The sequence below is a fragment of the Paracoccus alkanivorans genome, assembly GCF_003697785.1.
GTDB lineage: Bacteria > Pseudomonadota > Alphaproteobacteria > Rhodobacterales > Rhodobacteraceae > Paracoccus > Paracoccus alkanivorans.
The window spans coordinates 21,506-45,314 of the sequence record NZ_QOKZ01000010.1 but is presented as its reverse complement, the minus strand read 5'-3'; the positions used below and the strand labels follow the sequence as shown (position 1 = coordinate 45,314).

The following is a 23,809-nucleotide window of genomic DNA, read 5'->3' as shown; positions in this document are numbered from 1 at the left end:
AATGGAACACACAAGAGTTGCGGTGGATGTGGGTGGCACCTTCACTGACATCTGCATCATGGATGAGACATCCGGTGCGATACGTATCGAAAAGATCGCATCAACGCCGGACGATCCCATGCGCGCGATCATGGATGGGATCGAAATCGGCAAGATAGACCTGGCCGGTGTCTCGATGTTTTCCCATGGCACTACGGTCGCAACGAATGCGCTGATCACCCGCAACCTGCCGCGATGCGCAATGATCTGCACGGAAGGCTTCCGGGACGTGGTCGAGATCCGCAGGGCCAACAAGGAGGATCTCTGGGACACCTACAAGGATGTCGCCAAGCCCTATATCCCCCGACGAGACCGGCTGACCGTCCGCGAACGCGTCGATGCCGAAGGGAAAATCATCGAGCCCCTGGACGAGGCGGGCGCGCGGCGCGTGGGCGAAATCCTGAAAAAGCGCGATGTCAAATCGGTCGCCATCTGCTTCATGAATTCCTACGTCAATCCAGAGAATGAACGGCGCATGCGGGACATTCTCAAGGAGATCATGCCGGATATCGCGATCTCGATCTCCGCTGAAATCATGCCGGAGATATTCGAGCATGAAAGGTTTTCCACGACCATGGCGAATGCGGTCGTCTCGCCGGTGGTCGTGGATTACGTCTCGCGGCTGAGCGAACGGCTGAAAGAGGAAGGATACGAACGCGACCTCCTGCTTCTCCATACCGGCGGCGGGGTCATGACACCCAACGCGGTGCGCGATTTCGCGGCCCGTCTTGCCGGTTCCGGGATCGCCGCAGGCGCCATTGCCAGCCGCTTTATAGGCAATCTTTGCGGTTATCCGAATACCATCGGTTTCGACATGGGGGGAACCTCGACAGATGTTTCCGTCAGTTACCAGGGGGAATCCCGGATCACCAAGGACTGGTATATCGAATACGGGTTCCCGATCCGCTTTCCCTCGATCGAGGTTCTGACAATCGGCGCCGGAGGCGGTTCGCTGGCCTGGCGCGATGAGGGCGGCTCGTTGCGCAACGGCCCGCAATCCGCCGGGGCTTATCCAGGTCCGGCCTGTTACCGCAACGGCAACGAGGTCGCGACGAATACCGATGCCAACCTTGTTCTTGGCCGATTGGGAACCACCCTGGCCGGCGGCAAGCTGACGCTCGACCCGGCGCTGTCCGAAACGGCCGTCAGATCGACGGTAGCCGAACCCTTCGGTATGGAGCTACACGAGGCCGCCGAGGCAATCATCCGCGTGGCGAATGCCAATATGGCGAATGCGGTGCGGCTGCTTTCCATTTCACGCGGCTATGACCCGCGCGACTTCGCGCTCTGCGCCTTTGGCGGGGCCGGTGCGCTGCATGGCGCAGCGGTGGCGAAAGAGCTTTCGATTCCGACCGTGATCGTTCCGCTCAATCCCGGCGTGACCTCGGCGCTTGGCTGCCTGCTGGTCGATATCCAGCACGACTTTTCCGACAGCTTCATGAAGCCGGTTGCCTCCACCCGGCCCGAGGAGCTTGAAACCGCCTTCCGGCGGATCGAGCGGGAGGCGATGGCCCAGCTCAAGCATGAAGGCGTCGCGGATAGCGACATGATCCTGAGCCGCACGGTCGAGATGATGTACAAGGGTCAGTGGCGCTCGCTTCAGGTTCCCGCGCCTGCCGAGATCACCGATATCGGCGAGTTGGTCAAAGCATTCCACGCCCATCACGAACGCGAATACAATTACGCACGCGAGGATGCCGAAGTCTCGCTGTTCCGGGTGGCGGTGAAGGCGGTAGGCGTCGTTCCCAAGGCCGAACTGCAAAAGCACCCGGTAGAGCAGCACCGGCCCGAACCGACCGGCCAGCGGCAGGTCTGGTTCGAAAACAAGGGGCATGAAGCCGCGATCTATCAACGCGACGATCTGAAGGCCGGGGCCATGATCGATGGTCCCGCCATCGTGGAGCAATTCGATGCGACCACCGTCATTCCCCCCGGCATGTCCGCGGAGGTCGACGAGTATTTCAACATTCGCATCAACACACAGGGCTGAGCCATGGACAATAAGACGCAAGACACGGACCGCCTCGATCCGGTGACTTTCGAGGTTCTGAAAAATTCTTTCATCACTTCGGTCGACCAGATGGCCGAACAGATGCTGCGCACCTGTTATTCCTTCGTGATCTATAACCGGGACTTCTCGAACGCGCTGCATGATGCCGAAGGCAACTCCGTCGCGCAGGGCAATCAGGATATTGCCGTTCATGTCGGAACCCTGCATTTCACATGCAAGGATGTCATCAGGGTCTTTTCCGGCGAAATGCTCCCCGGAGACGTCTATGCCATCAACGATCCCTATGCGGGCGGTACGCATTTCTCGGATGTCCGCCTGGTGCGGCCGATATTTGACGATGACGACCTGATCGGGTTTTCGCAATCGAACGGCCACTGGTCGGATCTGGGCGGCTCGGTGCCGGGCTCTTTCGACGTATCCGCCCGCGACATGTTCCGAGAGGCCGTGCGGATCACTCCGGTCCGGCTTTTCCGTGCAGGTGAGTTCTGCCACGACGTCGCCAACATGATCGCACAGAACACGCGCGACCCGGCCTCGATCATCGGCGATATTCATTCGCAGGCAGGGGCAACCGCGGTAGCCGAGCGCGAGATCCAGCGCCTCGTGCGGAAATACGGCAAGGATCAGGTTCTGCAGGGCATGCGCGAGGTGCAGGACTATGTCGAAACGGCGGTCCGCAACCGTATCGCCGCCCTGCCCGATGGCGAATGGGAGACCGTGGACTATATCGACCGCGATCCCGCCAAGGGCGAGGGCATGATCCCGATCCGTATCCGGATGACCATCAAGGGCGACCGGATCACCTATGATTTCGAAGGAAGCCACCCGACGATTTCATCGATCTACAATTCCGCGCCCGGCGCCACCTTCTCGGCGGTCGTGGCAGGGATGAAAACATTCTTTCCCGATCTTCCGCTCAATTCCGGCTTTTACCGCATGATCGACATCAAGGCGCCTAAGAACAGCGTGGTCAGCGCCGCCTGGCCGGTCGCGGTCACGGGATTCCTGATGCCGTTCGAAAAGATCATGAACGCGATTTTCGAAATGTGGTCCCAGATCATGCCGGACAAGGCGATCGCCTGCGCCTTCAACCTTGAATACCTGCTGGCGGGGGGACGTGACCTGCGCTCTCCCGAGAAGCCGATCTTCATGTTTTACGAATGGTTGCCGGGTGGCTGGGGGGGCCGAAACGGTAAAGACGGTTCCGACGTGACGACCGCCTGTTTCGGCACCGGCCTCATGTCCCAGCCCAACGAGGGTAACGAGCGGGTCAATCCTACCCGGACTGTCGAGTTCCAGATCCTGCGCGACAGTGCCGGCCCCGGCAAATGGCGCGGTGGCGCCGGGGTTCAGAAAACCTCGATCCTGCTCGATAGCGAGGACGCGGTGATGTCCTATATCTGCGACCGCGAGCGGGCCGTTGTCTGGGGTATCGAGGGCGGGCTTCCATCCATGCCGCATGGCCTGTCGATCCGCCGCAGCAGCGAGAAGGAGGCGAAATGGCTGGGCTCGGTCTTTTCCGATTATCCGGTCCATACCGGCGATGAGTTCGCGCGGCCGACCGCAGGAGGCGGCGGCTATGGCGACCCGCTGGAGCGCGACCCACAGGCGGTTTGCGACGATGTAGCCAGCGATTATGTCTCGCTTGAGCGGGCCGCCAAGGATTACGGCGTCGTCTTGAAGGAACTCGACGCGGATCTTTGCGAATTCGAGGTCGATCTGCCAGCAACTGAGAAACTGCGGGGCGAAATCCGCGCCAATCGCAAGCAGTGGGCACGGATGCCGGCCGAGGAAGTCGCCATGCTCTATCGCAAGGGAGAGATCGACAGCCTTGATGCGGTGCGCCGCTACGCCACGATCCTGGACTGGGAAACGGGCGAGCTGCTTGAAAAGACGACGGCGCAGTTCAGGGAAAGCTTCGAACGCCGGACCGTCAGTCACTGGACATAGGGCAAATCGCAGACAACCGGGTGCCGGTTTTCCGCATAAGGCGCGAGACCGCATGACGCCATGGCCAGCCATGTTGAACGCAATCCAAAGCGGCGGGCCATGGCACACCCGGCAAACAGCCGAAAACAGGGAGGAAAAAATGGCTGGAACAATAAGCAATACGGCGGATGAACGGCAGGGGCTGGAGTTTTCGGACCAACCAGTCCCACCCGATCAACGCATGGCGCGAATGCCATTGACCATGGCATGGTGGTCAGTCTGCTCGGCAATGTTCTATCTGGTCGTCGCGGCGACACTGGCGCTGGCCTATGGATCGGTGAACGCGATCATCGGAATCGTGCTTTCGGTCATTGCCTTCGCGGCAGTCAACGCCGTGCTTGCGCGGCATTCCATCAGGACGGGGCTATCCGTTTCACTGTTTTCGAGGATCCTGCTGGGCCGCACCGGGGCGGCCATCGCGACGCTGATCTTTTTCGCGACCGCAATCTATTACGCGGTGTTCGAGGGCTCCGTCATCGCGTTGGCGCTGAACAGCTATACCGGCCTGTCATACTCGGTGGCCGCGCTGATCGTCGTGATCTACTCGGTGGTGCTGATCTTCGGCTCGATCCAGAACTGGCTGGACAAGTTCAACGGCGTCCTGCTGCCATTCTATCTGCTGGGCTTGCTGGCCGCCGTGATTCTGGCCGTCTCGACATATGGCTATTCCAACGCATGGCTACAGCTTGGCCCGGAAGGCGGAGCGCCGGCAAACGGGTGGTGGAGCTGTTTCACGGCCTATATGGGCGTCTGGATCCTGATGATGTTCACCTATGATTTCGCGCGCTTCGGCAAACCAGAGGACGCAGATTACCATGGTAATATCAATTTCGGCGCTCCTTTCTATCTTGTCACCTTTCTGCTGAATGGGCTTGTCGGGATCTTCCTCGCGGCCAGCCTGCCGACCGAGGGGGGCGTGACCGAGGTCTCGGTCGTGCTTGCGCTTATCCAGTTGATGGGCTTTGCAGGTTTGGTGTTCGTGTGGATTTCCCAAACCCGCATCAATACGGCGAACTACTACCTCGCGGCAGTCAACATGGAAAGCTTCGCGGAAACGGTGTTTCGCATCAAGCTGCCAAAGATTGTCTGGGCCTGTGTCGTCGGCGCGATCACATATGTCCTGATGCTGGCGAATGTGTTCGCCTATATCCTGCAGGCACTGGCATATCAGGGTATATTCGTGGTTGCCTGGGTCGCAATCGCTCTAAGCCATATCCTGACGGTCGGGCGATCGGACAGCATCCCCGGAAAGTCCTCGCTCGAGGAGGCGGTCTCCGTCAATCCCGCAGGCTTGGGGGCCTGGTTATTTGCTGCCTTCATCGGGCTGGTCCTACATTTCGCGGGTGATAGCTTGGCTGCCTATTCGGCCCCGGCAACCTTCGTGGTGGCGGCGATGACCTATGTATTCCTGAATCGCTCCACCATGAGTGAAAGCATCTGAAAGCGGAACGTTCCCCGGATACCTGTCCGGGGAATTCCTGCCAGGTCAACCAGTATCAAAATGCGCCGACAACCCGCTATAATATTTAAGCTGTAATTAATTAATACTTCAATTTACTTAAAATACATCGAGCCGATCTGAAGCTACCTTCCCGATGACTGACTGCGAAACGTCTCGGGAGGATTTCATGAATTCGCATTCCCATCCCATGCCGGGGGCCAACATGTCGTTGGAACTGCGGGCATGGAATATCCGCCGCAAGGCACTTCTGATGGGCGAAGTGCAGGGACAGGGTTATATCGGCCAGGCCCTGGGTATCGCCGATGTGCTGGCCGCTTCGTATTTCCACGCGCTTGAATACCGCCCGGAGGATCCCGAATGGGAAGGTCGCGACCGCTTCCTGCTGTCGATCGGCCATTACGCCATCGCGCTTTACGCAGTACTGATGGAGGCAGGCATCCTGCCCGAGGAAGAGCTGGAAACCTATGGCATGGACGACAGCCGCATGCCGATGTCGGGCATGGCCTCCTACACGCCGGGAATGGAGATTACCGGCGGATCGCTCGGCCACGGGCTGGGCATCGCCGTCGGCATGGCCATGGGGCTCAAGCGCAAGGGTGGCGGGCAATTCGTCTATAACCTGATGTCGGATGGCGAGTTGGGCGAGGGCTCCACATGGGAAGCAGCCATGTCGGGGGCGCATCACCGGCTGGACAACCTGATCTGCCTTGTCGATTTCAACGACCAGCAGGCCGATGGCAAATCGACCGAGACACTGTGCAGCGAGCCGCTGACGCAGAAATGGGAGGCCTTCGGCTGGCATGCGCAGCGGGTGAACGGCAATGACATGCAGGCTGTTGTGGCCGCTTTCGATACCGCCCGCGAAAGCGATCATCCAGGCCCGCGCGTCATCATCTTCGACACCCGGATGTGCAAGGGCGTGCCGTTCCTGGAGAACCGCGAGATCACGCATTTCGTCCGCGTGGATGCCGATGAATGGGGCAAGGCGCTGGACGTCCTGGAAGAAGGAAAACCGGCATGACACTCGCATCCATGACACGCAAATATGAACAGCGGCAGGCGATCCCGAAAGAAGGCCGGGTTGCGACATCCGCGATGATCGCCTCGCTGGCGGCGGAAGGTTATGACACGGTGGCGGCGCCCTTTGGCCATGCGCTCGTGGACCTGGCGAAGAAGGACGATCGCATTGTCGGGATGACGGCGGATCTGGGGAAATACACCGATCTGCATATCTTCGGAAACGCGATGCCTGATCGTTATTACCAGATGGGCATGGCCGAGCAGCTTCTGATGTCGGCAGCCGCCGGGATGGCGCGGGAAGGCTTTATTCCCTTCGCCACCACCTATGCCGTCTTTGCCGCGCGCCGTGCCTATGACTTCATCGCCATGGCGATTGCCGAGGAGAACCTGCCGGTCAAGATCGCCTGCGCGCTGCCCGGTCTGACCACCGGCTATGGTCCCAGCCACCAGGCGACGGAGGATCTGGCCATCTTCCGTGGTCTGCCGAACATGACGCTGATCGACCCCTGTGACGCGGATGATATCACCGGGATGGTGCCGCAGATCGCCGCCCATGACGGCCCGGTCTATACCCGCCTGCTGCGTGGCAAGGTGCCAAGTGTGCTGACCCGGCACAAGCCCGACTACAGGTTCCAGCTTGGCCGGGCGCAGATGATCCGCGAAGGCCGCGACGCTCTGGTCATCTCGACCGGCTTCATGACGATGCGTGCGCTTGATGCCGCCGAAAAGCTGGCCGCCGACAATATCGACGTCGCCGTGCTTCATTGCCCGACAATCAAGCCGCTGGATATGGACACCATTCTGACCGAGGCCGGAAGGTCCGGGCGGCTTGTCGTGACGGCCGAGAACCATAGCAGGGTCGGCGGTTTGGGCGAGGCTGTTGCGACGGCGCTGTTGAGCAATGGCGTGACACCCACCTTTCGCATGATCGGTTTGCCGGACGAGTTTCTGGAAGCCGGGGCATTACCGACACTGCACGATATGTATGGTCTGTCCGTGGCGAAGGTGGCCGAACAGATCAAGGGCTGGCTCTGACAGCCACCTGACAATCCATTTATTGTAAAGGAGAAGCTCTGATGGGGCTGCTTGAAGGAAAATGTGCCATAGTGACCGGCGCGGCATCGCCGCGCGGTCTGGGCAAGGCGATGGCGGCATTGTTTGTCGAACATGGCGCGCGGGTGGCGGTCCTCGATCTGGACAAGGCGGCGGCGAAGGAAGCGGCAGCCGATCTTGGCGAAGGTCATATCGGCCTGACCTGCGATGTCACCGACAGGGCGGCTTGCGAAGCTGCCGCCGCCGCCGTGCTTGACGCGTTCGGGCATATCGACGTGCTGGTGAACAATGCCGGCATCACCCAGCCCCTGAAGATCATGGAGATCGAGGCGGAGAACTACGATGCCGTCACCGATGTCAACCTGCGCGGCACGCTGTACATGTCGCAGGCGGCAATCCCGCAGATGCGCCGGCAGAAATCGGGTTCCATCATCAACCTGTCCTCGGTTTCCGCACAGCGGGGCGGGGGTATCTTCGGCGGGCCGCATTACTCGGCGGCCAAGGCCGGGGTGCTGGGGCTGACCAAGGCCATGGCGCGCGAACTTGCGCCGGACAATATCCGCTCGAACGCGATCTGCCCCGGTTTCATCGCAACCGACATCACCGCGGGCAAACTGACGCCCGAGATGAACCAGACGATCCTGGCAGGCATCCCGATGGGCCGCGCAGGCACCGCCGCCGATGTCGCCGGATGCGCGCTGTTCCTGGCCTCGGAGCTTTCGGCCTATTGCACGGGCAGCGAGGTCGATGTGAACGGCGGTTCACTGATCCATTAAAGTTAACAAGGGAGGAGAAATCATGAAAACCCAACTTCTGGCCGTTCTGGCCACCACAACCGCATTCGCAGGCATGGCGCGGGCCGATGAGGTCATCTTCGCGCATGGCTCCAATCCCGGCAATCCGCGCTTTGTCGCTGCCGAGAAATGGGCCGGACTTTATGCCGAATGCTCCGGTGATACGGTCAACCATGCCCCATCCGCGACCATGGGCGACGATGTCGAGATGCTGACCTCGGCGAGTGCAGGTATCATTCAAATCACCGCGAACAGCCAGGGTGCGATGTCGCAGATCGTGCCCGAGATCGGACTGCTCGGTTTGCCGTTCCTGTTCAGCGACCTGTCCACGGCCTGGAGCGTTCTGGATGGCGAGGTTGGCAAGATGCTGGATGCAAGCGCGCAAGAGAAAGGCTTGAAGATACTCGGCTTCTGGGACAATGGCATCCGCCATGTCAGCCATCTGTCCAAGGGCGTTCCGACCCCGGCGGATATCAAGGGCATGAAGATCCGCACCCCGCCGGACGATATGACCGTCGCGATCTTCGAGGCTCTTGGCGCCGCACCGGCTCCGCTGGCATTCTCGGAATTGCCGACGGCGCTGCAATCGGGCGTGTTCGATGGGCAGGAAAACCCGTTGACCAACATATATTCCTCGAAGATCCACGAGATCACCCCGCATATCACCCTGACCGCTCATAAATACGAATCTACTCCGGTCGTGGCCGGTATGGTCTGGTGGTCCTTGCTGTCTCCGGAAAAGCAGGAATGCGCACTTCAGGCCACGGCGGAGGCGGGTAAACTGCAACGGGAGCTGTCGCTTGAGCAGGACGAAACCCTGCCCGCGAAGATGAAGGAGGAAGGCGTGACCTTCCATGAGGCCGACCGCGCTGCCTATGCCGAGGCGACACAATCGGTCTATGACAAATATGCCGGGCAGTTTCCCGAACTGGTCGCGGCGCTACAGGAAGCGGCAGCGGGAAAATGAGCGGTCCATCCGTCATCAATCCGGGCGACGGAGCGCAAAACCCCGTCGCCGCCGGGATCGCGCGGATCGGTGCGCTGATCGAATTTACAGGGAAACTGATCGCGGTTGCCTCCCTCTCGGCGATGTTCGTTGCGCTGCTGGTCAATGTCGCACTGCGTTATGCCTTTGGCTCCGGCATCGCATGGGCCTATGAGATCCACGCGATCCTGCTGCCCTGGCTGGTTGCCGCAGGCCTGATCGTGGCGGCTTCGCGCGGGACGAATATCGCCATCACGATCCTGCCGGACCTGCTGCCCCCGCCTGCGCGACGCCTGTTGCGGATCGCGGTTGAGGCGATTCTCATCGTTATCGCCGTCTCGATCCTGCTGTCCAGCGCTCCAATCCTGAAAGCATCGCAGTTCCAGACGCTTTCGGCACTGGGGATCAAGCAGATCTGGGGTTATTCCAGCCTCATCTACGCTTTCAGCGGCATGGCGGTGATCTCTGCACTCGACATTCTCAGGCTGGTCATGACGGATCGCGTGGAAGCATTCGATCCCGGCCATGGCAGCCTCAGCTAAGGAGCCCTGAAATGACTGCTCCAATGATCTGGATTTTCTTTCTGCTGCTGGCGTTCTCGGCGCCGATTGCCTACGCGATGCTGGGCGGGGTTGCCGCCGCGCTGTGGCTGGATGGCAAGCCGATGGCGGTGATCGCGCAACGGCTCTATACGCCGACACAGAGCTTTCCGATGCTGGCCATTCCCTTCTTCATTCTGGCGGGCAACCTGATGATGTCGGGGCGCTTCGGGCAGTATCTGGTGAATATCGCCCGGCTCGTCGTCGGCAATATGAAGGGCGGGCTTGGCCAGGTGTCGATCATCGGTTCAGTGATGTTCGGCGGCGTATCGGGATCTGCCGTGGCCGATGCCTCGGCGCTTGGCAACGCGCTGATCCCGGTGCAGAAACAGCAGGGCTATCCACGCGGCTTCGCGGCGGCAATCAACTCTGCCTCTTCGACCGTTTCGGTGCTGATCCCGCCCTCGATCCCGCTGATCCTCTACGGCCTTGTCTCGAATGTCTCGATTGTCGATCTGTTCGTCGCAGGCATCCTGCCGGGAGTGCTGCTGGGTATCGGCATGTTCGGAGCCGTCTGGCTCGTCGCGCATCGGCGCAACCTGCCCCGCTCACCGCTCGAAGGTGGTTTCGCCGCTTTCAAGGGTCAGATTTTCGCCGCGATCCCGGCCCTGCTGATGCCGGTATTCGTGATCGGCACCCTGCGTTTTGGGGTGGCCACGCCAACCGAGGTATCGGTAATGGCTGTCGCATACGCCTTCATCGTATCTGGCATTATCTATCGCGACCTGACCGCGAAAGGCGTATGGGAAGCGCTGGTCGATACGGCGATGATGACCGGAGCGGTGATGTTCATCATCATGGCCTCCTCCACCCTGCAATGGGTAATGACGGCAGAGCAGGTGCCACAACATCTGGCGGCATGGGTGGCGAACAGCTTCTCGTCGCCGGTCGCGGTGATCGTGATGCTGAACGTGGTAATGCTGATCGTCGGCGCCTTCCTCGATCTGCCCGCCGCCGTGCTGCTGCTCGGCCCGCTGTTCGTGACCATCGGGCAGAGTATCGGCCTTGACCCGGTGCAGCTTGGGCTGATGATGGTCGTCAACCTTGCCATCGGGCTTTATACGCCGCCGGTGGGGACGACGCTGTTCATCTCGATGGGCATATCCGGAGCCAAGCTGGGCGAGGCTGTCAGGGCACTCCTGCCGTTCTATCTGGTCGCGCTTATCGTGCTTGGGCTGATCAGTTTCGTCCCGGCCCTGACAATCTACTAGGCATCACAGCCCCCAGGGCTTGACGTCGATCAGCTCGGTCGGCGCACCCTCCCTCAACACGCAGCCCTGTCCGGTGAGATACCAGCGGGCTGCCTCGTCATGTTCGGCACAGGCCCGCGCCAGCCAGTCCGAGAAGCGCTTCACGATCCGCCGGTTCATATGGCGCGGCGGGCAGACGAACCAGTATGCGGGAAAATCCAGCACCGGCCAGCGGGTGGAAAAGGGCACCAACTCGCCCCGCTGAAGCTCTCCAAGACACAGCGTCACCGAATCGAGTGCGATCCCCCCGCCCTGCTTGGCCAGCTCGATTGACATGGACGAGCGGTCAAAGCGGAACGGATACTCGACCTCCGGGATATCCACCCGGTTCGCGGCCAGCCAGAGATCCCAACGAAACAGCATCTTCACGCTGTCGATCAGCCGGGCATGCCGCAACTGTTCGACCGGATCGTCGGAAATACCGCGCAGTTCCGCAAGATAGCCCGGAGAGCATAGCGGCAGGACCTGGTCATGCATGATCGGGGTGACGGTCAGCCCGCTCCAGGTTCCCAGCCCGTAGCGCAGGTCGAGATCGACCGATTCGGACTGGAAGGCGGTAAAATCCGGCGTGGCATCGATGCGGATATTCCATTCGGGATTTTCCGAGGCAAAGGAAAATGTGCGGGGACCCAGCCACCGGACCCCAAAGGACGGGCTGACCCGGATCAGCAGGTTGCGCCGGTCCTGCTGATGCGAAATCGCCGAACGCGCGTTGCGGATCGCGCCAAATGCCTGCGTTACCGTCTGGAACAGCCGGTCACCATCGAGTGTCAGCACCAGCCGCCGTTTCTCGCGTCGGAACAGCCTGACTCCAAGCTGCGCTTCCAGCCCGGTAATCTGCTGACTGACGGCGGAAGGAGACACGGCCAGTTCCTCGGCCGCCTTCGTCACGGTGCCAAGGCGGGCAACTGCTTCGAAATACTCGGTTGCCTTGAGGTTAAGGTCACGCATGGCCGCAGGTTAGCCGAGTATCGCGCCACTTGCCCACCGCAAAACGATGCCGGGCCGCCGCTTTGGTCCTTTACCCGCCCGTTCCCGGCCGAAGTCCGGGTCCGGCACCTTATCGACTCGATGACATGGTTCCTGCCTTCGATAACAGGTCGGGCGAGCAATGGCCCCGCCTGGCGTATCCGAGTGCTCGCCCCTCGCCACCCATCAGTTTCCGATCGAAGGTTACACGGGTGGCACCATTGTCTCGTCGCCGGCCGAGACCTCATCCTCACTGGTGATAACATCAGCACAAACGACGGGAAAGCCTGCCCCGGCAAGGGTCCGCTTTAGGAAATCCAGCCCATGACTGAACTCGTGACCAACATTGATAGGCCCCTGTACAGCTCGGTCATTCACGATCAAGCGATGGCAAGCCACGGAATGCGATCACAAAATCATCGCTGTCAGCAGGGCTTCATCTAACTGAAACAACTCTTGCCAAAGCGGTCAATACAACGGAGATTGCAGCGGGAAATCCCAGATCGGAGTCGCCGGTTGGGCTTAAACGGGGCGCTTTTCCAATGACCTATTGCGTCGGTCTGAAACTGGATGCCGGGCTTGTGCTGTTGTCGGACACGCGTACGAATGCCGGGCTCGACAATATCGCCAGCTATCGCAAGATGTTCTTTTTCGAGCAACCGCAAGAGCGTGTGATCGCGATCATGACCGCCGGCTCGCTGTCGCTGACCCAGACCACATTGGCGCGGCTGGAGGAAGCCACCGAGGGGGAGGCAGCGGACGAAACGACCTCGATCCTCAAGGCTCCCTCCATGCTGCGGGTCGCCTCTATCATCGGGGATACGCTGGCGCGCACCCGGCGCGAGATCGTCGAGCAGCATCGCGAACTCAGCCAGCAGGCAACGGCCAGCCTGATCGTCGCGGGTCAGCGCAAGGGCGGGGACATGCGGATGTTCCTGATCTACCCGGAAGGAAATTTCATCGAGGCGACCGAGGACACGCCCTTCCTTCAGATCGGCGAGCATAAATACGGCAAGCCGATCCTCGACCGGGTGGTCCGGCCCGAAACCAGCCTTGCCGATGCGCAAAAGGCGGTGCTGCTGTCCATGGATTCGACCCTGCGTTCGAACCTGTCCGTCGGCATGCCGCTGGACCTAGCGGTAATCGAAAAGGATGCCTGCGCCATCTCGATGAGACGCCGGATCGAAGAGGGCGATCCCGATTTCATGCGGATGAGCGCCGCATGGTCCGCCGCCCTGCGCGACAGCTTTGCGAAAGTCTCGCTCTAAGGCGCTGACCTAGGTAGAAAATTGGCATAGGCTTCGGGCAGAGAACATTTTTCGGGAGGGGAAGATGATTCGCTTGGCAACCGCATTGGCATTGCTGTTCTCAACTGGCTCCGCGCTAGCCGAATGCCCCGCGCCCGAGGTGATGAAAAAGGCCGCCGAAGGCTGGCTGGCTGGAGAGCGCCTGCCCGATCCGGATCTGGCCTCTGGAGACGACGCGGCCTGCGCCTATACCGCTTATCGCGAGGCGTTGACCGGGGCGATGGGTGCCCCGGTCGGGGTGAAGGTCGGTTTCACCTCGAAACCCGCGCAAGAGGCGTTCGGCGTATCCGGCCCGGTCGCGGGGGCGCTTTTCGCCCCGATGATCCTCGATGACGGGACGGAGCTGTCACTGGCCGATGCCCGCACGCCATTTTTCGAGGCCGATCTGATCGTCACCGTGGGTGATCCGGCTATCATGCAGGCCATGACCCGCGAAGAGGCCGCCGCGGCGCTGGCCGAAATCCGGCCTTTCATCGAACTGCCGGATCTGGCGCTGGCCGAAGGGGTCAACCCGGACGGACTGCTGATGACCGCCTATGGGGTGATGCCCTGGCGCGGCGTGATGGGAAAAGGCATCAGCATTGCGGATCTGGACGATCCGGTAGCCGGTCTTGCAAGCCTCACCGTCGATCTGACCAAGGACGGAAACAGCGTCGGAACGGCCAGCGGAGACATGCTGCTGGGGCATCCGCTGGACGTGGTGCTGTGGCTGGTCCGCGAAGGTGGATACGATCTTGAACCCGGCAGCATGATCTCACTGGGTTCGCTTGGAAAACTGCACCCGGCAGAGCCCGGTCACGAGATCCGGGCAGATTACATGATCGGTGGCAAATCCATGTCGGTTTCGGCCAAGCTGACAGAGTAACCGCTGCTTGCGGGCAGTGATGCGCGGCGCTAGCCTCCGCTGATGCGCAGCCCCCTTGCCCGTTTCATCGCAGCTTCCGGCCTCACCAATCTGGGCGACGGGATCGCGCTGGTCGCATGGGCATGGCTGGCCACGCAACTGACCCGCGACCCACTGTTGATCGCGCTGGTGCCCGTGGCGCTCAAGGCGCCGTGGTTCGTGTTCTCACTGCCCGCAGGGCTGCTGATCGACCGCATGGACCGGCGCCGCGCGATCCTTGCCGCCGATCTGATCCGTGTCATCGCCTATGCCAGCGCCGCCATCGCCGTCTGGATGGCGCTGCCCTTCGATCCGCCGCCGCTACGCGGCACCGACCAGCCGGTTGTCTTCGCCCTGATCGCGATCTGCGCCATCACCGTTGGTGCGGCCGAGGTCCTGCGCGACAATGCCGCCCAGACCATTCTGCCCGCGCTGATCCCCGAGGAAGGGCTGGAGCGCGCGAATGGCCGGTTGTGGTCGGTCGAAATGGTGATGAATCTTTTCGTCGGCACGGCGCTGGCCGGCGTTCTGATCGGCATTTCGCTTGCGCTGCCCTTCGCCGTCAACGCCGCCGCCATGGCGCTTGCCGTGGGCCTTGTCCTCTGCCTGCATGGTGATTTCCGCGCAGATGTCTCGGGAGAACCCACGCAAGACCGCAACTGGCGACTCGAGCTGCGCGAAGGCATCGCCTTCCTGCTTGGCCAGCCGATCCTGCGCGGGCTTGCCCTGTTGACCGGCTTCTTCAATTTCGCCTTCGAGGCAATGATGGTCACGCTGGTCCTGATCGTGCAGGAACGGCTGCAGCTTGGTCCGCTGGCGCTCTCGGCGATCATGGCATCGGGCGCGGTGGGCGGGGTTGCGGCGGGGCTGGTCAATGATCGCATTGTAACCCGCCTTGGACGGTCGCGAGTCCTGCAAGCGGCGATGATCTCGACCTTTGCCTTTCCGCTGACGGTGCTGCTGTCAGGCAGCGGCTTCGATGCGCTGATCCTGATCTGTGCGGGGTTTCTCGTCAGCGAGTTCTGGGGCGTCTTGTGGAACACGGTTTCGGTTTCGTATCGGCAACGGCACATCCCCCGCAGGTTACTGGGGCGGGTAAATTCTGCCTATCGGTTGTTCGCCATCGGCATGGCGCCCTTCGCCATGCTGATCGCGGGCCTTCTGACCCGCGGTGCCGGAGACCTCTTCGGGCGGGAATTCGCGCTGACCGTTCCCTTCTGGCTGGCCATGGCAACCTTTGCGACAATTACCCTTATCTACTGGCGTTTCCTTGGCAGGTCATTTGAAACCCGTTGAGGCCCCCGGCGCGGCGCGTTAAGCAGGTTGAACGCAGTCCGGGGGGAACAGATGGCCAACGAGAAACGCAGCAAATCACGGATCACGCCCGAAGAGGCGCTGGCCTATCACATGGAGCCGCGCCCGGGAAAATTCGACATCGTGGCCTCGACCCCGATGGCCACGCAGCGTGACCTGTCGCTCGCCTATTCGCCCGGTGTCGCGGTGCCGGTGCAAGCCATCGCCGAGCGGCCCGAGACCGCCTATGACTATACCAACAAGGGCAACATGGTCGCGGTCGTCTCGAATGGCACAGCCATCCTGGGGCTTGGCAACCTGGGCGCACTGGCCTCCAAGCCGGTGATGGAAGGCAAGTCGGTGCTGTTCAAGCGCTTTGCCGATGTCAACGCCATCGATATCGAATTGGACAGCGAGGATGCCGAGGAGATCATAAGCGCCGTTCGCCTGATGGGCCCGGCATTCGGCGGGATCAACCTGGAGGATATCAAGGCGCCGGAATGCTTCGTCATCGAGCAGCGTCTGAAGGAATTGATGGATATCCCGGTCTTCCATGACGACCAGCACGGCACCGCCGTGATCTGCGCCGCCGGGCTGATCAACGCGCTGGAACTGTCGGGCAAGAAGATCGAGGATGTGAAGATCGTCCTCAACGGCGCCGGGGCGGCAGGGATCGCCTGCCTGGAACTGCTGAAATCCATGGGCGCGAGGCATGACAACTGCATCATGTGCGACACCAAGGGCGTGATCTACAAGGGCCGGACCGAGGGCATGAACCAGTGGAAATCGGCCCATGCGGTGGCGACCGAGGCACGCAGCCTGGAAGAGGCGATGAAGGGCGCCGACGTGTTCCTGGGCGTGTCCGTGAAGGGCGCAGTGACGCAGGAGATGGTGCAGTCCATGGCCGACAACCCGGTCATCTTCGCCATGGCCAATCCCGATCCGGAAATCACCCCCGAGGATGCCCATGCCGTGCGCGCCGACGCCATCGTCGCGACGGGGCGCAGCGATTACCCCAACCAGGTCAATAATGTGCTGGGCTTTCCATATCTGTTCCGCGGCGCATTGGACATTCACGCCCGCGCCATCAATGATGAAATGAAGATCGCCTGCGCCCGCGCCCTGGCGGAACTGGCGCGCGAGGATGTCCCCGACGAGGTTGCCGCCGCCTATGGCCGCAAGCTGCAATTCGGCCGCGACTACATCATCCCGACCCCTTTCGATCCCCGATTGATCCATGTCGTTCCTCCGGCAGTGGCCATGGCCGGGATGGATACCGGCGTGGCCCGCCGTCCGATCATCGACATGGAGGGCTATGTCCAGTCGCTGAAGGCCCGGATGGATCCGACCGCCGCCATCCTTCAGGGCATGCATGCCCGCGCGCGCAAGACCCAGGCACGGATCATATTTGCCGAAGGGGATGACCCGCGCGTGCTGCGCGCCGCCGTGGCATGGCAGCGGGGCGGCATGGGACAGGCGCTGGTCGTCGGCCGCGAGAATGACGTAAAGGAAAAACTGGAGGCGGCGGGGCTTGCCGATGCCGTCCGCGAGATCTCGGTGATCAACGCCGCCAATACCCGCCATCTCGAAGCCTATCACGATTTCCTCTATGCCCGGCTCCAGCGCAAGGGCATGGACCGCGAGGACACCAACCGGCTGGCCAATCGTGACCGGCATGTCTTTGCCGCGCTGATGCTGGCACATGGGCATGGCGACGGGCTGGTGACGGGAGCGACGCGCAAGAGCGCACATGTGCTGGACCAGATGGGGCAGGTCTTTGATCTGCGTCCGCAGGACGGGGCGGTAGGCATAACCGCCGTTCTGCACAAGGGCAGGATCGTGCTGATCGGCGATACGCTGGTGCATGAATGGCCCGAGGCCGAGGATCTGGCCGATATCGCCACGCGCGGCGCGGTCGTGGCCCGGGGGCTGGGGCTGGAGCCGCGTGTCGCCTTCCTGTCATTCTCGAATTTCGGCTATCCGGTCAGCGAGCGGGCCACCAAGATGGCGGAGGCCCCGATGGTGCTGGACGCGCGCAAGGTGGATTTCGAATACGAGGGCGAGATGACGGTGGATGTCGCCCTGAACCCGGAATCGGCGGCGCGCTATCCCTTCAGCCGGTTGACCGGCCCTGCCAATGTCCTGGTGATGCCCGCAAGGCATTCGGCCTCGATCTCCGTCAAGCTGATGCAGGAGATGGCCGGAGCGACGGTGATCGGGCCGATTCTGACCGGGGTGCCACAGCCTATCCAGATTTGCTCCACCACCTCGACGGTGAACGACATCCTGAACATGGCCGCCATCTCGGCAGGTGGCCTGGGAACGGTCAAATAGGCAGCATCCGCCAAGCGCCCACTCGCCTTTGCTCGCCGCCATGCCGGGCTACCTTGGCTGACTGTGCTGCTCTAACCCAGCAATACCGCGGGACTGCCACCGAGCCGCAACGGCCTGGCGGCCAGCCTCGCCGGCTCTCCGGTGTCATGGGTAACGTGGATCAGCCCGGCGCCGCTTCGTTCCAGCAGTTCGAGGGTCAACCCGATCATCCGCGCCGCCGTCTCGGCATCAAGGCTTGCGAAAGGTTCGTCCATCAGCAGGATATCCGGGCGGACGGCAAAGGCCCGCGCCAAGGCAAGGCGGCGCTGCTGTCCCAGTGACATCTGGCGCGGGAATTGCCCTTCATGCCCCGACAGGCCGACCTGGGCCATCAGGTCACGTGCGGTCGCGGTATCGCAACCGGTAGGAATGGTGATGTTATCCAGCGCCTTGCGCCAGGGCAGCAAGACGGGCTCCTGAAACACCACCGCCAGCCGGTCGTCCCCGGACAGCCGCCCGTCGAAGTCCCGGTCAAGCCCGGCGATTATCCGCAAGAGCGTGGATTTCCCGATCCCCGACGGTCCCAGAAGGGCGACGCGCTGGCCCCGCTCGACCTCCAGCGCCAACGGCCCCAGGATCACACGCCCGCCGAAGACCTTTTCGTTCAGCTCAATCCTCATCGCGCCTCCAGCGGTTGGCGCGAGCCTCCCACGGGCGCAGCACGAACAGGTCGATCGCCAGCATCACCGCGACAAATGCCAATGCCCATGCCAGCACGCCGGCCACGTTGAAGCTGGAAAACAGCAGGTGGATCTTGAACCCCACCCCGTTCGAGCGGCCCAGGAATTCCACCACCAGAACGATTTTCCAGATCAGCGAGATCCCCGCCCGCGCAGCTGCGGCGATATGCGGGGCAAGCTGCGGCAGAACCACATGGCGCAGACGGTCGAGCGGCGACATGCGAAACGCCCGGGCCATATCGTCCAGGTCGGGACGCAGGGCGCGGGTGCCTTCGCGGATCATTACCGTCACCACCGGGATCTTGTTGAGCGCGACGGCGGTTATCGCCGCCATCTCGTTCAGCCCGATCCAGATATAGGCGAGCACGATGACAACCAGCGCGGGCACATTCAGCGCAATGACCAGCCCCGGATTCAGCCAGTGATCGGCACCCCTGGAGCGGCCCATCCACAACCCGAGAACCAGCCCCACCAGCATTGCGAGAATAAAGCTGGCCAAAACCCGGAACAGGGTCATACCGGCGTGATGCCACAGCTCTCCGGATACGATGATCTGCCGGATATGCGCAGCAACCTCGAACGGCGGCGGCATCATGCGGGGATTGTCCGACAGCCACGCCACCGCGATCCACAGCAGCAACATGGCCAGAAGCGACAAAAGCCCCGGCACGACACCGGGGCTTTGCCATGGGTATCGACGTGATTTACTCATGCGACCAGGAAAGATCGCCCGACCAGAACAGCCCCTCGGGCAGTTCGGTCAGCCCGCCGGTGAGATCGTCTCCGCCCAACTCGGCCATGACAGAGAACATCTTTTGCGCGTCCTCGGGACTGATCGGCGCTTTCTCATCTGGTATGCCGTCTCGCCAGCCCTCGCGCAGTGCCTCGAACTCGGCATCATCCGCCACGTCCATGATTGGCCGCAGATCGTCCCACACGGCATCATCCAACCTCAACAGCGATTTGGCCTGCGAGGATGCCCGCGCCAATCCCTGCGCCAGATCCGGATTTTCCCTGATCCATGAGGCACGCAGGACATAGCCAAGCAGGGGAACCTCGGGGTTCAGTCCAAGATCCACGGCGGCTTGCGACACATCCACGATTTCCCGCATCCCGCCCGCCTTCATTCTGGCCAGATAATGCCAGAAGTTTATCGCGCCCGCGACCTCTCCGGTCTCGGCAGCGTTCTGGATGACCGGCGGGGCGCCAAATACCTGTTCGGTCACATCGGCCAGATCCTCACCATTCTTTTGCAGGTTCCATGCCCGCAGGATCAGCCAGCTCTTGTCCACCGGTCCGCCCGCGATACCGATCTTTTTGCCTTTCAGATCCACGAGGCTCCGCACCTCGCTGTCCTCTGGCACGACCAGCCCGCCCACCGCCGTCGAATAGGGTAAAAAAGTGAAATCCGCGCCCGCCGCCCGTTGCTGGGCCACCCATAAAAGGTCGGATACGATCGAATCCACTTCACCGCCCAGCATCGCGATCTGCGTGGCGGGGTTTCCGGCCAAAGGCACGATTTCCAACCTGAAACCGTTCTTCTGATCGAATCCATGTTCACGAATCGTCTGCAGCTCCCAGTTGACGGTCCCGTTCTCCAGCGTGCCGATAGTAATGACCGGAGAGTCCGCAAGGACCGGGAAAGCCGCAATGGCCAGAACGGCGGCAGCGCACAAGGCGGCCATGCCTCTGCGGGTCGAGTTCATGTAGGTCCTCCTGCATGCTATAATCAGCCTGACATGGCCAAGGATCGCTCACAATAGCACCGAAGTCTTAGCTTCGGGGTTGCGTTGTCCACAAGCCGCTCTACAATCAGTGGTCTGGACGCGGATACTGTTGGGGGGCGGTGCCGCAAATACGCCACGGCCTAGGGAGGAGCATATGATGACCGCCGCAGCTATGCAGGCGAAGCCGCCGCAAACGCCACGACAAAATGCCGATCAGGTGCGAGAGATCCTGATCGTCGATGACCATCCACTTATGTGCGATGCCCTTGCGCTGACGTTGAAGATCAGTTTCGGGCTAAAGAATGTCCGCACCGCCCGCAGCCTCGGAGCCGCGATCGAGCAGATCAAGACGCAGGGCGCGCCGGATGCGGTGATCCTTGACCTCAACCTCCCGGATGCTCGCGGAGCCGAGGGAATCGTCACCCTGCGCAGACAATTGCCCGAAGTGCCGATCACCATGATCTCGGCCGATCTGGAAGGGGCCATGATCGCGGCCGCCATGGCAGCCGGGGCACAAGGCTATATCAGCAAATCGCTGAGCCGCGAGGCGCTGGTGGACAGCCTGCGCCGGATGTGGGACGGCGAGTTCGTGACGCCGGAAGGATACGAGCCCGACCAGGCCGATGCCGAGGACGAGGCACGGGCCGAACTGGCACGCCGCTTCTCCACGCTGACGCCGCAGCAGATGCGTATCCTGCGGCTGATTTGCCAGGGCAAGGCGAACAAGGAAATCAGTTACGAGCTGTCCATCGCCGAGGCCACGGTGAAGACCCACATCACCGCGATCATGTCCAAGATCAATGCCCGCCGCCGGACACAGGCGGTGCTGCTGGCAAACTCGATCAGGCTGTTCGAGGCCTGCTGATGAATACCGGCCCGGTCGCGAAGGAGGACGTCGCCGGGCCGGTGGCCGTGCAGGCCGACCGCGATACCGCCGATCTGGCGGATCAGCTTCTGGCCGGCCTGCGCGCCGCCGACCCGGGACTCGTGCTGATTTTCGGAGCCGCGGGCGAAGGACTTGGCAAGCTTGGGAACGATCTGCGCACCTCTTTGCATCCAGGTTGCGTGATATGCGGCTGTTCATCCGCAGGAGAGATCGGGCCATACGGCTATAGCACGGGCAGCGTGGTTGCGATCGGTTTTCCCCGCCGAAGTTTCCGTGCCAGCGCAGTGACCCTGCGCAATCTCGCCACTCTCCCGGTGTCGGACTGGATGGCTGCGCTGCGCCGGATGCATGCCGGTTTCGCGCCCGATCCGGCACGTTCGCAATTCGGGCTGCTGCTGGTTGATGGCGTCTCAGGGCAGGAGGACGCGCTGGTTTCCACGATCGAGGCCGCCCTGCCCGCCGTGCCGGTTCTGGGCGGATCTGCCGGCGACGGGCTGGACTTCCGGCACACGACCCTGCTGACCGATGGTGAGGTGGTCAGCAACGCCGCCATCTTCCTGCTGGTCGAGACCGATCTGGCCATCAGTGAGGTCAGCTTCGCCCATTTCAGCCCGACCGAAACCCGCGCCGTGGTGACGGCGGCGATCCCGGACAAGCGCCGCATCGTCGAGCTGAACGCCGAACCCGCCGCCGAGGAATACGCCCGTATCACCGGGCTTGCCCGGCAGGATCTGACACCCACAGAGTTTGCCCGCCATCCGCTGCTGCTGCGGATGGGCCGGCGTCATCATGTCCGTGCGATCAGCGAGTTGACCGAGGATGGCGGACTGTCCCTGATGTCCTCCATCGATGCGGGCACCGTGCTGACGCTCGGACGCAGCGATGACATGACACAGGGTTTCGCCGAGGTGCTGGAGGCGCTGCCGCGCCCGCCGCTTCTGGTGCTGGGTTTCGATTGCATCCTGCGGCGATTGGCGCTGGAACGTGCCGGGCTGATGGAAACCATGTCCGAGATGTTCACCCGCTATCGCGTGGCGGGCTTCAACACCTATGGCGAGCAGCATAGCGGCATGCATGTGAACCAGACCTTCGTGGGCATGGCATTCATGCCACCCGCAACCGACAGCGAGGCGCATGATGCTGCGTGACAGCGATCCGCCGCATCGGCAGATCGAGAAACTGAGGCGCATCACCGATGTCCTGATCAACCGCATCGACCGGCTGGAGGAGACGCGGGGATCCGCATGGTCGATGTTCCAGGCCGCCGTCGCGCTGGAGCAAGAGGTGCTGGCACGCACGAGGCAGCTGGAGCAGGCAATGGCCGACCTGTCGCAGCGCAACCGCGAACTGGCCGTCGCCCGCGCCGCCGCGGAGGAGGCGAACCGCTCGAAAACCCGGTTCCTGCGCGCAGCCAGCCATGATTTGGTTCAACCCCTGTCGGCGGCCCGGCTGTTCCTGTCGGCTCTGACGGATACGCCCATGGACGAGCAGCAGAAGGAGCTGACCGAGCGCCTGTCGGGCGCGTTCGAATCGGTCGAGCAATTGATGCATGCCGTTCTCGACATCTCGCGTCTCGACAGCCAGCGCATCGAATTCCACCGCCAGCCCGTCCCACTGGGAGAACTGTTTCGCCGCCTCGCCGCCGAGTTCACCCCTCTGGCAGAGGCAAAGGGCCTGCGGCTCAGCTTTGTTCCGACCGATGCCGTGGTGGAAAGCGATCCTGTCTTTCTGCGCCGGATTGCCCAGAACCTGGTGTCGAACGCGATCAAATACACCAATCGCGGCGGCGTCGTGGTCGGCGTCCGGCGTCGCGGCGCGACCGGATGGCTTAGTGTCTATGACAGCGGAGTAGGTATTCCGGCGGTCGACAGAAACAGGATATTCGATGAATTTCAACGCCTTGGAAACGATTCCGGCACTCCAGGCATGGGGCTGGGCCTGTCGATCGTGCGGCGTGCCTGCAACAAGCTGGGACATCCGATCAGCCTGAGTTCCGAAGCCATGCGCGGCACCCTGTTCCGCGTCGGGCTGCCGCTGATCGACGGCGAATACGAAGGTCATCCGAAGCCGATCGACGCATCCAGCCGCGTATTGCGAGGCCGCGTCGCGCTTGTCGTCGAGAATGATCACGGCATGCGGCGCGGCTATGAAATGATCCTGGCCGATCGCTTGGGCATGATCGCACGCGTCACCGGCGGCACTGCCGAGGCGCTGGCGACCATGGGCGAAGAGCCACCCGACATCATTCTCGCCGATTACAACCTGGAGGGCGACGATACCGGCCTCGCCTCCATCTCGGCATTGCGGGAGGTCGCGGGCCGGGAGGTTCCAGCCGTCGTCGTGACCGCCCATCGGGATCCCGAGATCGCCCGGCGCTGCGGCGCGATGGGGGTGCCGCTGCTGGAAAAACCCGTGCGCCCGGTGGAACTGAGCGAGGTTCTGGTCAGACTCCTGGGCTGAGGCTGCGACCAAGGGTTGAGGCGGGGCGA

At 62.1% G+C, this 23,809-nt stretch carries 20 protein-coding genes; 16 read left to right on the top strand and 4 right to left on the bottom strand.

Annotation, left to right across the window (positions count from 1 at the left end; all coding sequences use genetic code 11):
• Position 1 precedes the first annotated feature (1 nt).
• The 9 genes from C9E81_RS19285 (at position 2) to C9E81_RS19245 (ending at position 11,163) form a co-directional block, all read left to right on the top strand.
• Positions 2-2,029: a hydantoinase/oxoprolinase family protein gene (locus C9E81_RS19285; protein ID WP_122113993.1), complete on the top strand. Its 2,028-nt coding sequence runs from the start codon at positions 2-4 to the stop codon at positions 2,027-2,029.
• A gap of 3 nt (positions 2,030-2,032) precedes the next feature.
• Positions 2,033-4,000, top strand: coding sequence for a hydantoinase B/oxoprolinase family protein (locus C9E81_RS19280; protein ID WP_122113992.1), 1,968 nt, complete (start codon positions 2,033-2,035; stop codon positions 3,998-4,000).
• Between the two features lie 139 nt (positions 4,001-4,139).
• Complete coding sequence (locus C9E81_RS19275) at positions 4,140-5,480, top strand: purine-cytosine permease family protein (RefSeq protein WP_122113991.1); 1,341 nt, start codon at positions 4,140-4,142, stop codon at positions 5,478-5,480.
• A 187-nt stretch (positions 5,481-5,667) separates the two neighbouring features.
• Positions 5,668-6,522, top strand: a complete 855-nt coding sequence (locus tag C9E81_RS19270; protein ID WP_122113990.1) for a transketolase — start codon at positions 5,668-5,670, stop codon at positions 6,520-6,522.
• On the top strand, positions 6,519-7,556 hold the full coding sequence (locus C9E81_RS19265) for a transketolase family protein (RefSeq protein ID WP_122113989.1): 1,038 nt from the start codon (positions 6,519-6,521) through the stop codon (positions 7,554-7,556). Before C9E81_RS19270 ends, C9E81_RS19265 begins: the two co-directional genes overlap by 4 nt.
• Positions 7,557-7,597: 41 nt before the next feature.
• Positions 7,598-8,350: an SDR family NAD(P)-dependent oxidoreductase gene (locus tag C9E81_RS19260; protein WP_122113988.1), complete on the top strand. Its 753-nt coding sequence runs from the start codon at positions 7,598-7,600 to the stop codon at positions 8,348-8,350.
• A 22-nt stretch (positions 8,351-8,372) separates the two neighbouring features.
• On the top strand, positions 8,373-9,335 hold the full coding sequence (locus C9E81_RS19255) for a TRAP transporter substrate-binding protein (protein ID WP_122113987.1): 963 nt from the start codon (positions 8,373-8,375) through the stop codon (positions 9,333-9,335).
• Positions 9,332-9,895 carry a TRAP transporter small permease gene (locus tag C9E81_RS19250; RefSeq protein WP_122113986.1) on the top strand — a complete coding sequence of 188 codons (564 nt, stop codon included), beginning with the start codon at positions 9,332-9,334 and terminating at the stop codon, positions 9,893-9,895. Before C9E81_RS19255 ends, C9E81_RS19250 begins: the two co-directional genes overlap by 4 nt.
• An 11-nt stretch (positions 9,896-9,906) precedes the next feature.
• Positions 9,907-11,163, top strand: coding sequence for a TRAP transporter large permease (locus tag C9E81_RS19245; protein WP_122113985.1), 1,257 nt, complete (start codon positions 9,907-9,909; stop codon positions 11,161-11,163).
• 3 nt (positions 11,164-11,166) lie between these two features.
• Here the strand turns inward: C9E81_RS19245 and C9E81_RS19240 are convergent, their stop codons facing one another.
• Positions 11,167-12,153, bottom strand: a complete 987-nt coding sequence (locus C9E81_RS19240; RefSeq protein ID WP_122113984.1) for a LysR substrate-binding domain-containing protein — start codon at positions 12,151-12,153, stop codon at positions 11,167-11,169.
• Between the two features lie 560 nt (positions 12,154-12,713).
• Between C9E81_RS19240 and C9E81_RS19235 the strand changes: the two genes are divergently transcribed.
• The 4 genes from C9E81_RS19235 (at position 12,714) to C9E81_RS19220 (ending at position 17,988) form a co-directional block, all read left to right on the top strand.
• On the top strand, positions 12,714-13,439 hold the full coding sequence (locus C9E81_RS19235; protein WP_122113983.1) for a proteasome-type protease: 726 nt from the start codon (positions 12,714-12,716) through the stop codon (positions 13,437-13,439).
• Positions 13,440-13,503: 64 nt separating this feature from the next.
• Positions 13,504-14,343 (top strand): 2-keto-4-pentenoate hydratase, encoded by an 840-nt coding sequence (locus C9E81_RS19230; protein ID WP_122113982.1) that lies wholly within the window; start codon positions 13,504-13,506, stop codon positions 14,341-14,343.
• Positions 14,344-14,385: 42 nt separating this feature from the next.
• Positions 14,386-15,657 (top strand): MFS transporter, encoded by a 1,272-nt coding sequence (locus C9E81_RS19225; RefSeq protein ID WP_122113981.1) that lies wholly within the window; start codon positions 14,386-14,388, stop codon positions 15,655-15,657.
• Between the two features lie 51 nt (positions 15,658-15,708).
• Complete coding sequence (locus C9E81_RS19220; RefSeq protein ID WP_122113980.1) at positions 15,709-17,988, top strand: NADP-dependent malic enzyme; 2,280 nt, start codon at positions 15,709-15,711, stop codon at positions 17,986-17,988.
• A gap of 71 nt (positions 17,989-18,059) precedes the next feature.
• On the opposite strand, the gene C9E81_RS19215 is transcribed toward C9E81_RS19220, so the two are convergent.
• From C9E81_RS19215 to C9E81_RS19205, 3 genes are read right to left on the bottom strand one after another with little or no spacing between them, the layout of a single operon-like run.
• Positions 18,060-18,647, bottom strand: coding sequence for an ABC transporter ATP-binding protein (locus C9E81_RS19215; protein ID WP_122113979.1), 588 nt, complete (start codon positions 18,645-18,647; stop codon positions 18,060-18,062).
• Positions 18,637-19,419: an ABC transporter permease gene (locus tag C9E81_RS19210; RefSeq protein ID WP_122113978.1), complete on the bottom strand. Its 783-nt coding sequence runs from the start codon at positions 19,417-19,419 to the stop codon at positions 18,637-18,639. The genes C9E81_RS19215 and C9E81_RS19210 overlap by 11 nt, the downstream gene beginning before the upstream one ends.
• Complete coding sequence (locus C9E81_RS19205; protein WP_122113977.1) at positions 19,412-20,413, bottom strand: ABC transporter substrate-binding protein; 1,002 nt, start codon at positions 20,411-20,413, stop codon at positions 19,412-19,414. The genes C9E81_RS19210 and C9E81_RS19205 overlap by 8 nt, the downstream gene beginning before the upstream one ends.
• A gap of 178 nt (positions 20,414-20,591) precedes the next feature.
• On the opposite strand from C9E81_RS19205, the gene C9E81_RS19200 reads away from it, so the two are divergent.
• Genes C9E81_RS19200 through C9E81_RS19190 form a run of 3 tightly spaced genes read left to right on the top strand, consistent with a single transcriptional unit; the run spans position 20,592 to position 23,780 of the window.
• Entirely contained in the window at positions 20,592-21,299 is a 708-nt protein-coding gene (locus C9E81_RS19200; protein WP_208021225.1) for a response regulator, read from the top strand.
• Positions 21,299-22,468 carry an FIST N-terminal domain-containing protein gene (locus C9E81_RS19195; RefSeq protein WP_122113975.1) on the top strand — a complete coding sequence of 390 codons (1,170 nt, stop codon included), beginning with the start codon at positions 21,299-21,301 and terminating at the stop codon, positions 22,466-22,468. Before C9E81_RS19200 ends, C9E81_RS19195 begins: the two co-directional genes overlap by 1 nt.
• Positions 22,455-23,780: an ATP-binding response regulator gene (locus C9E81_RS19190; protein ID WP_122113974.1), complete on the top strand. Its 1,326-nt coding sequence runs from the start codon at positions 22,455-22,457 to the stop codon at positions 23,778-23,780. The genes C9E81_RS19195 and C9E81_RS19190 overlap by 14 nt, the downstream gene beginning before the upstream one ends.
• Positions 23,781-23,809 lie beyond the last annotated feature (29 nt).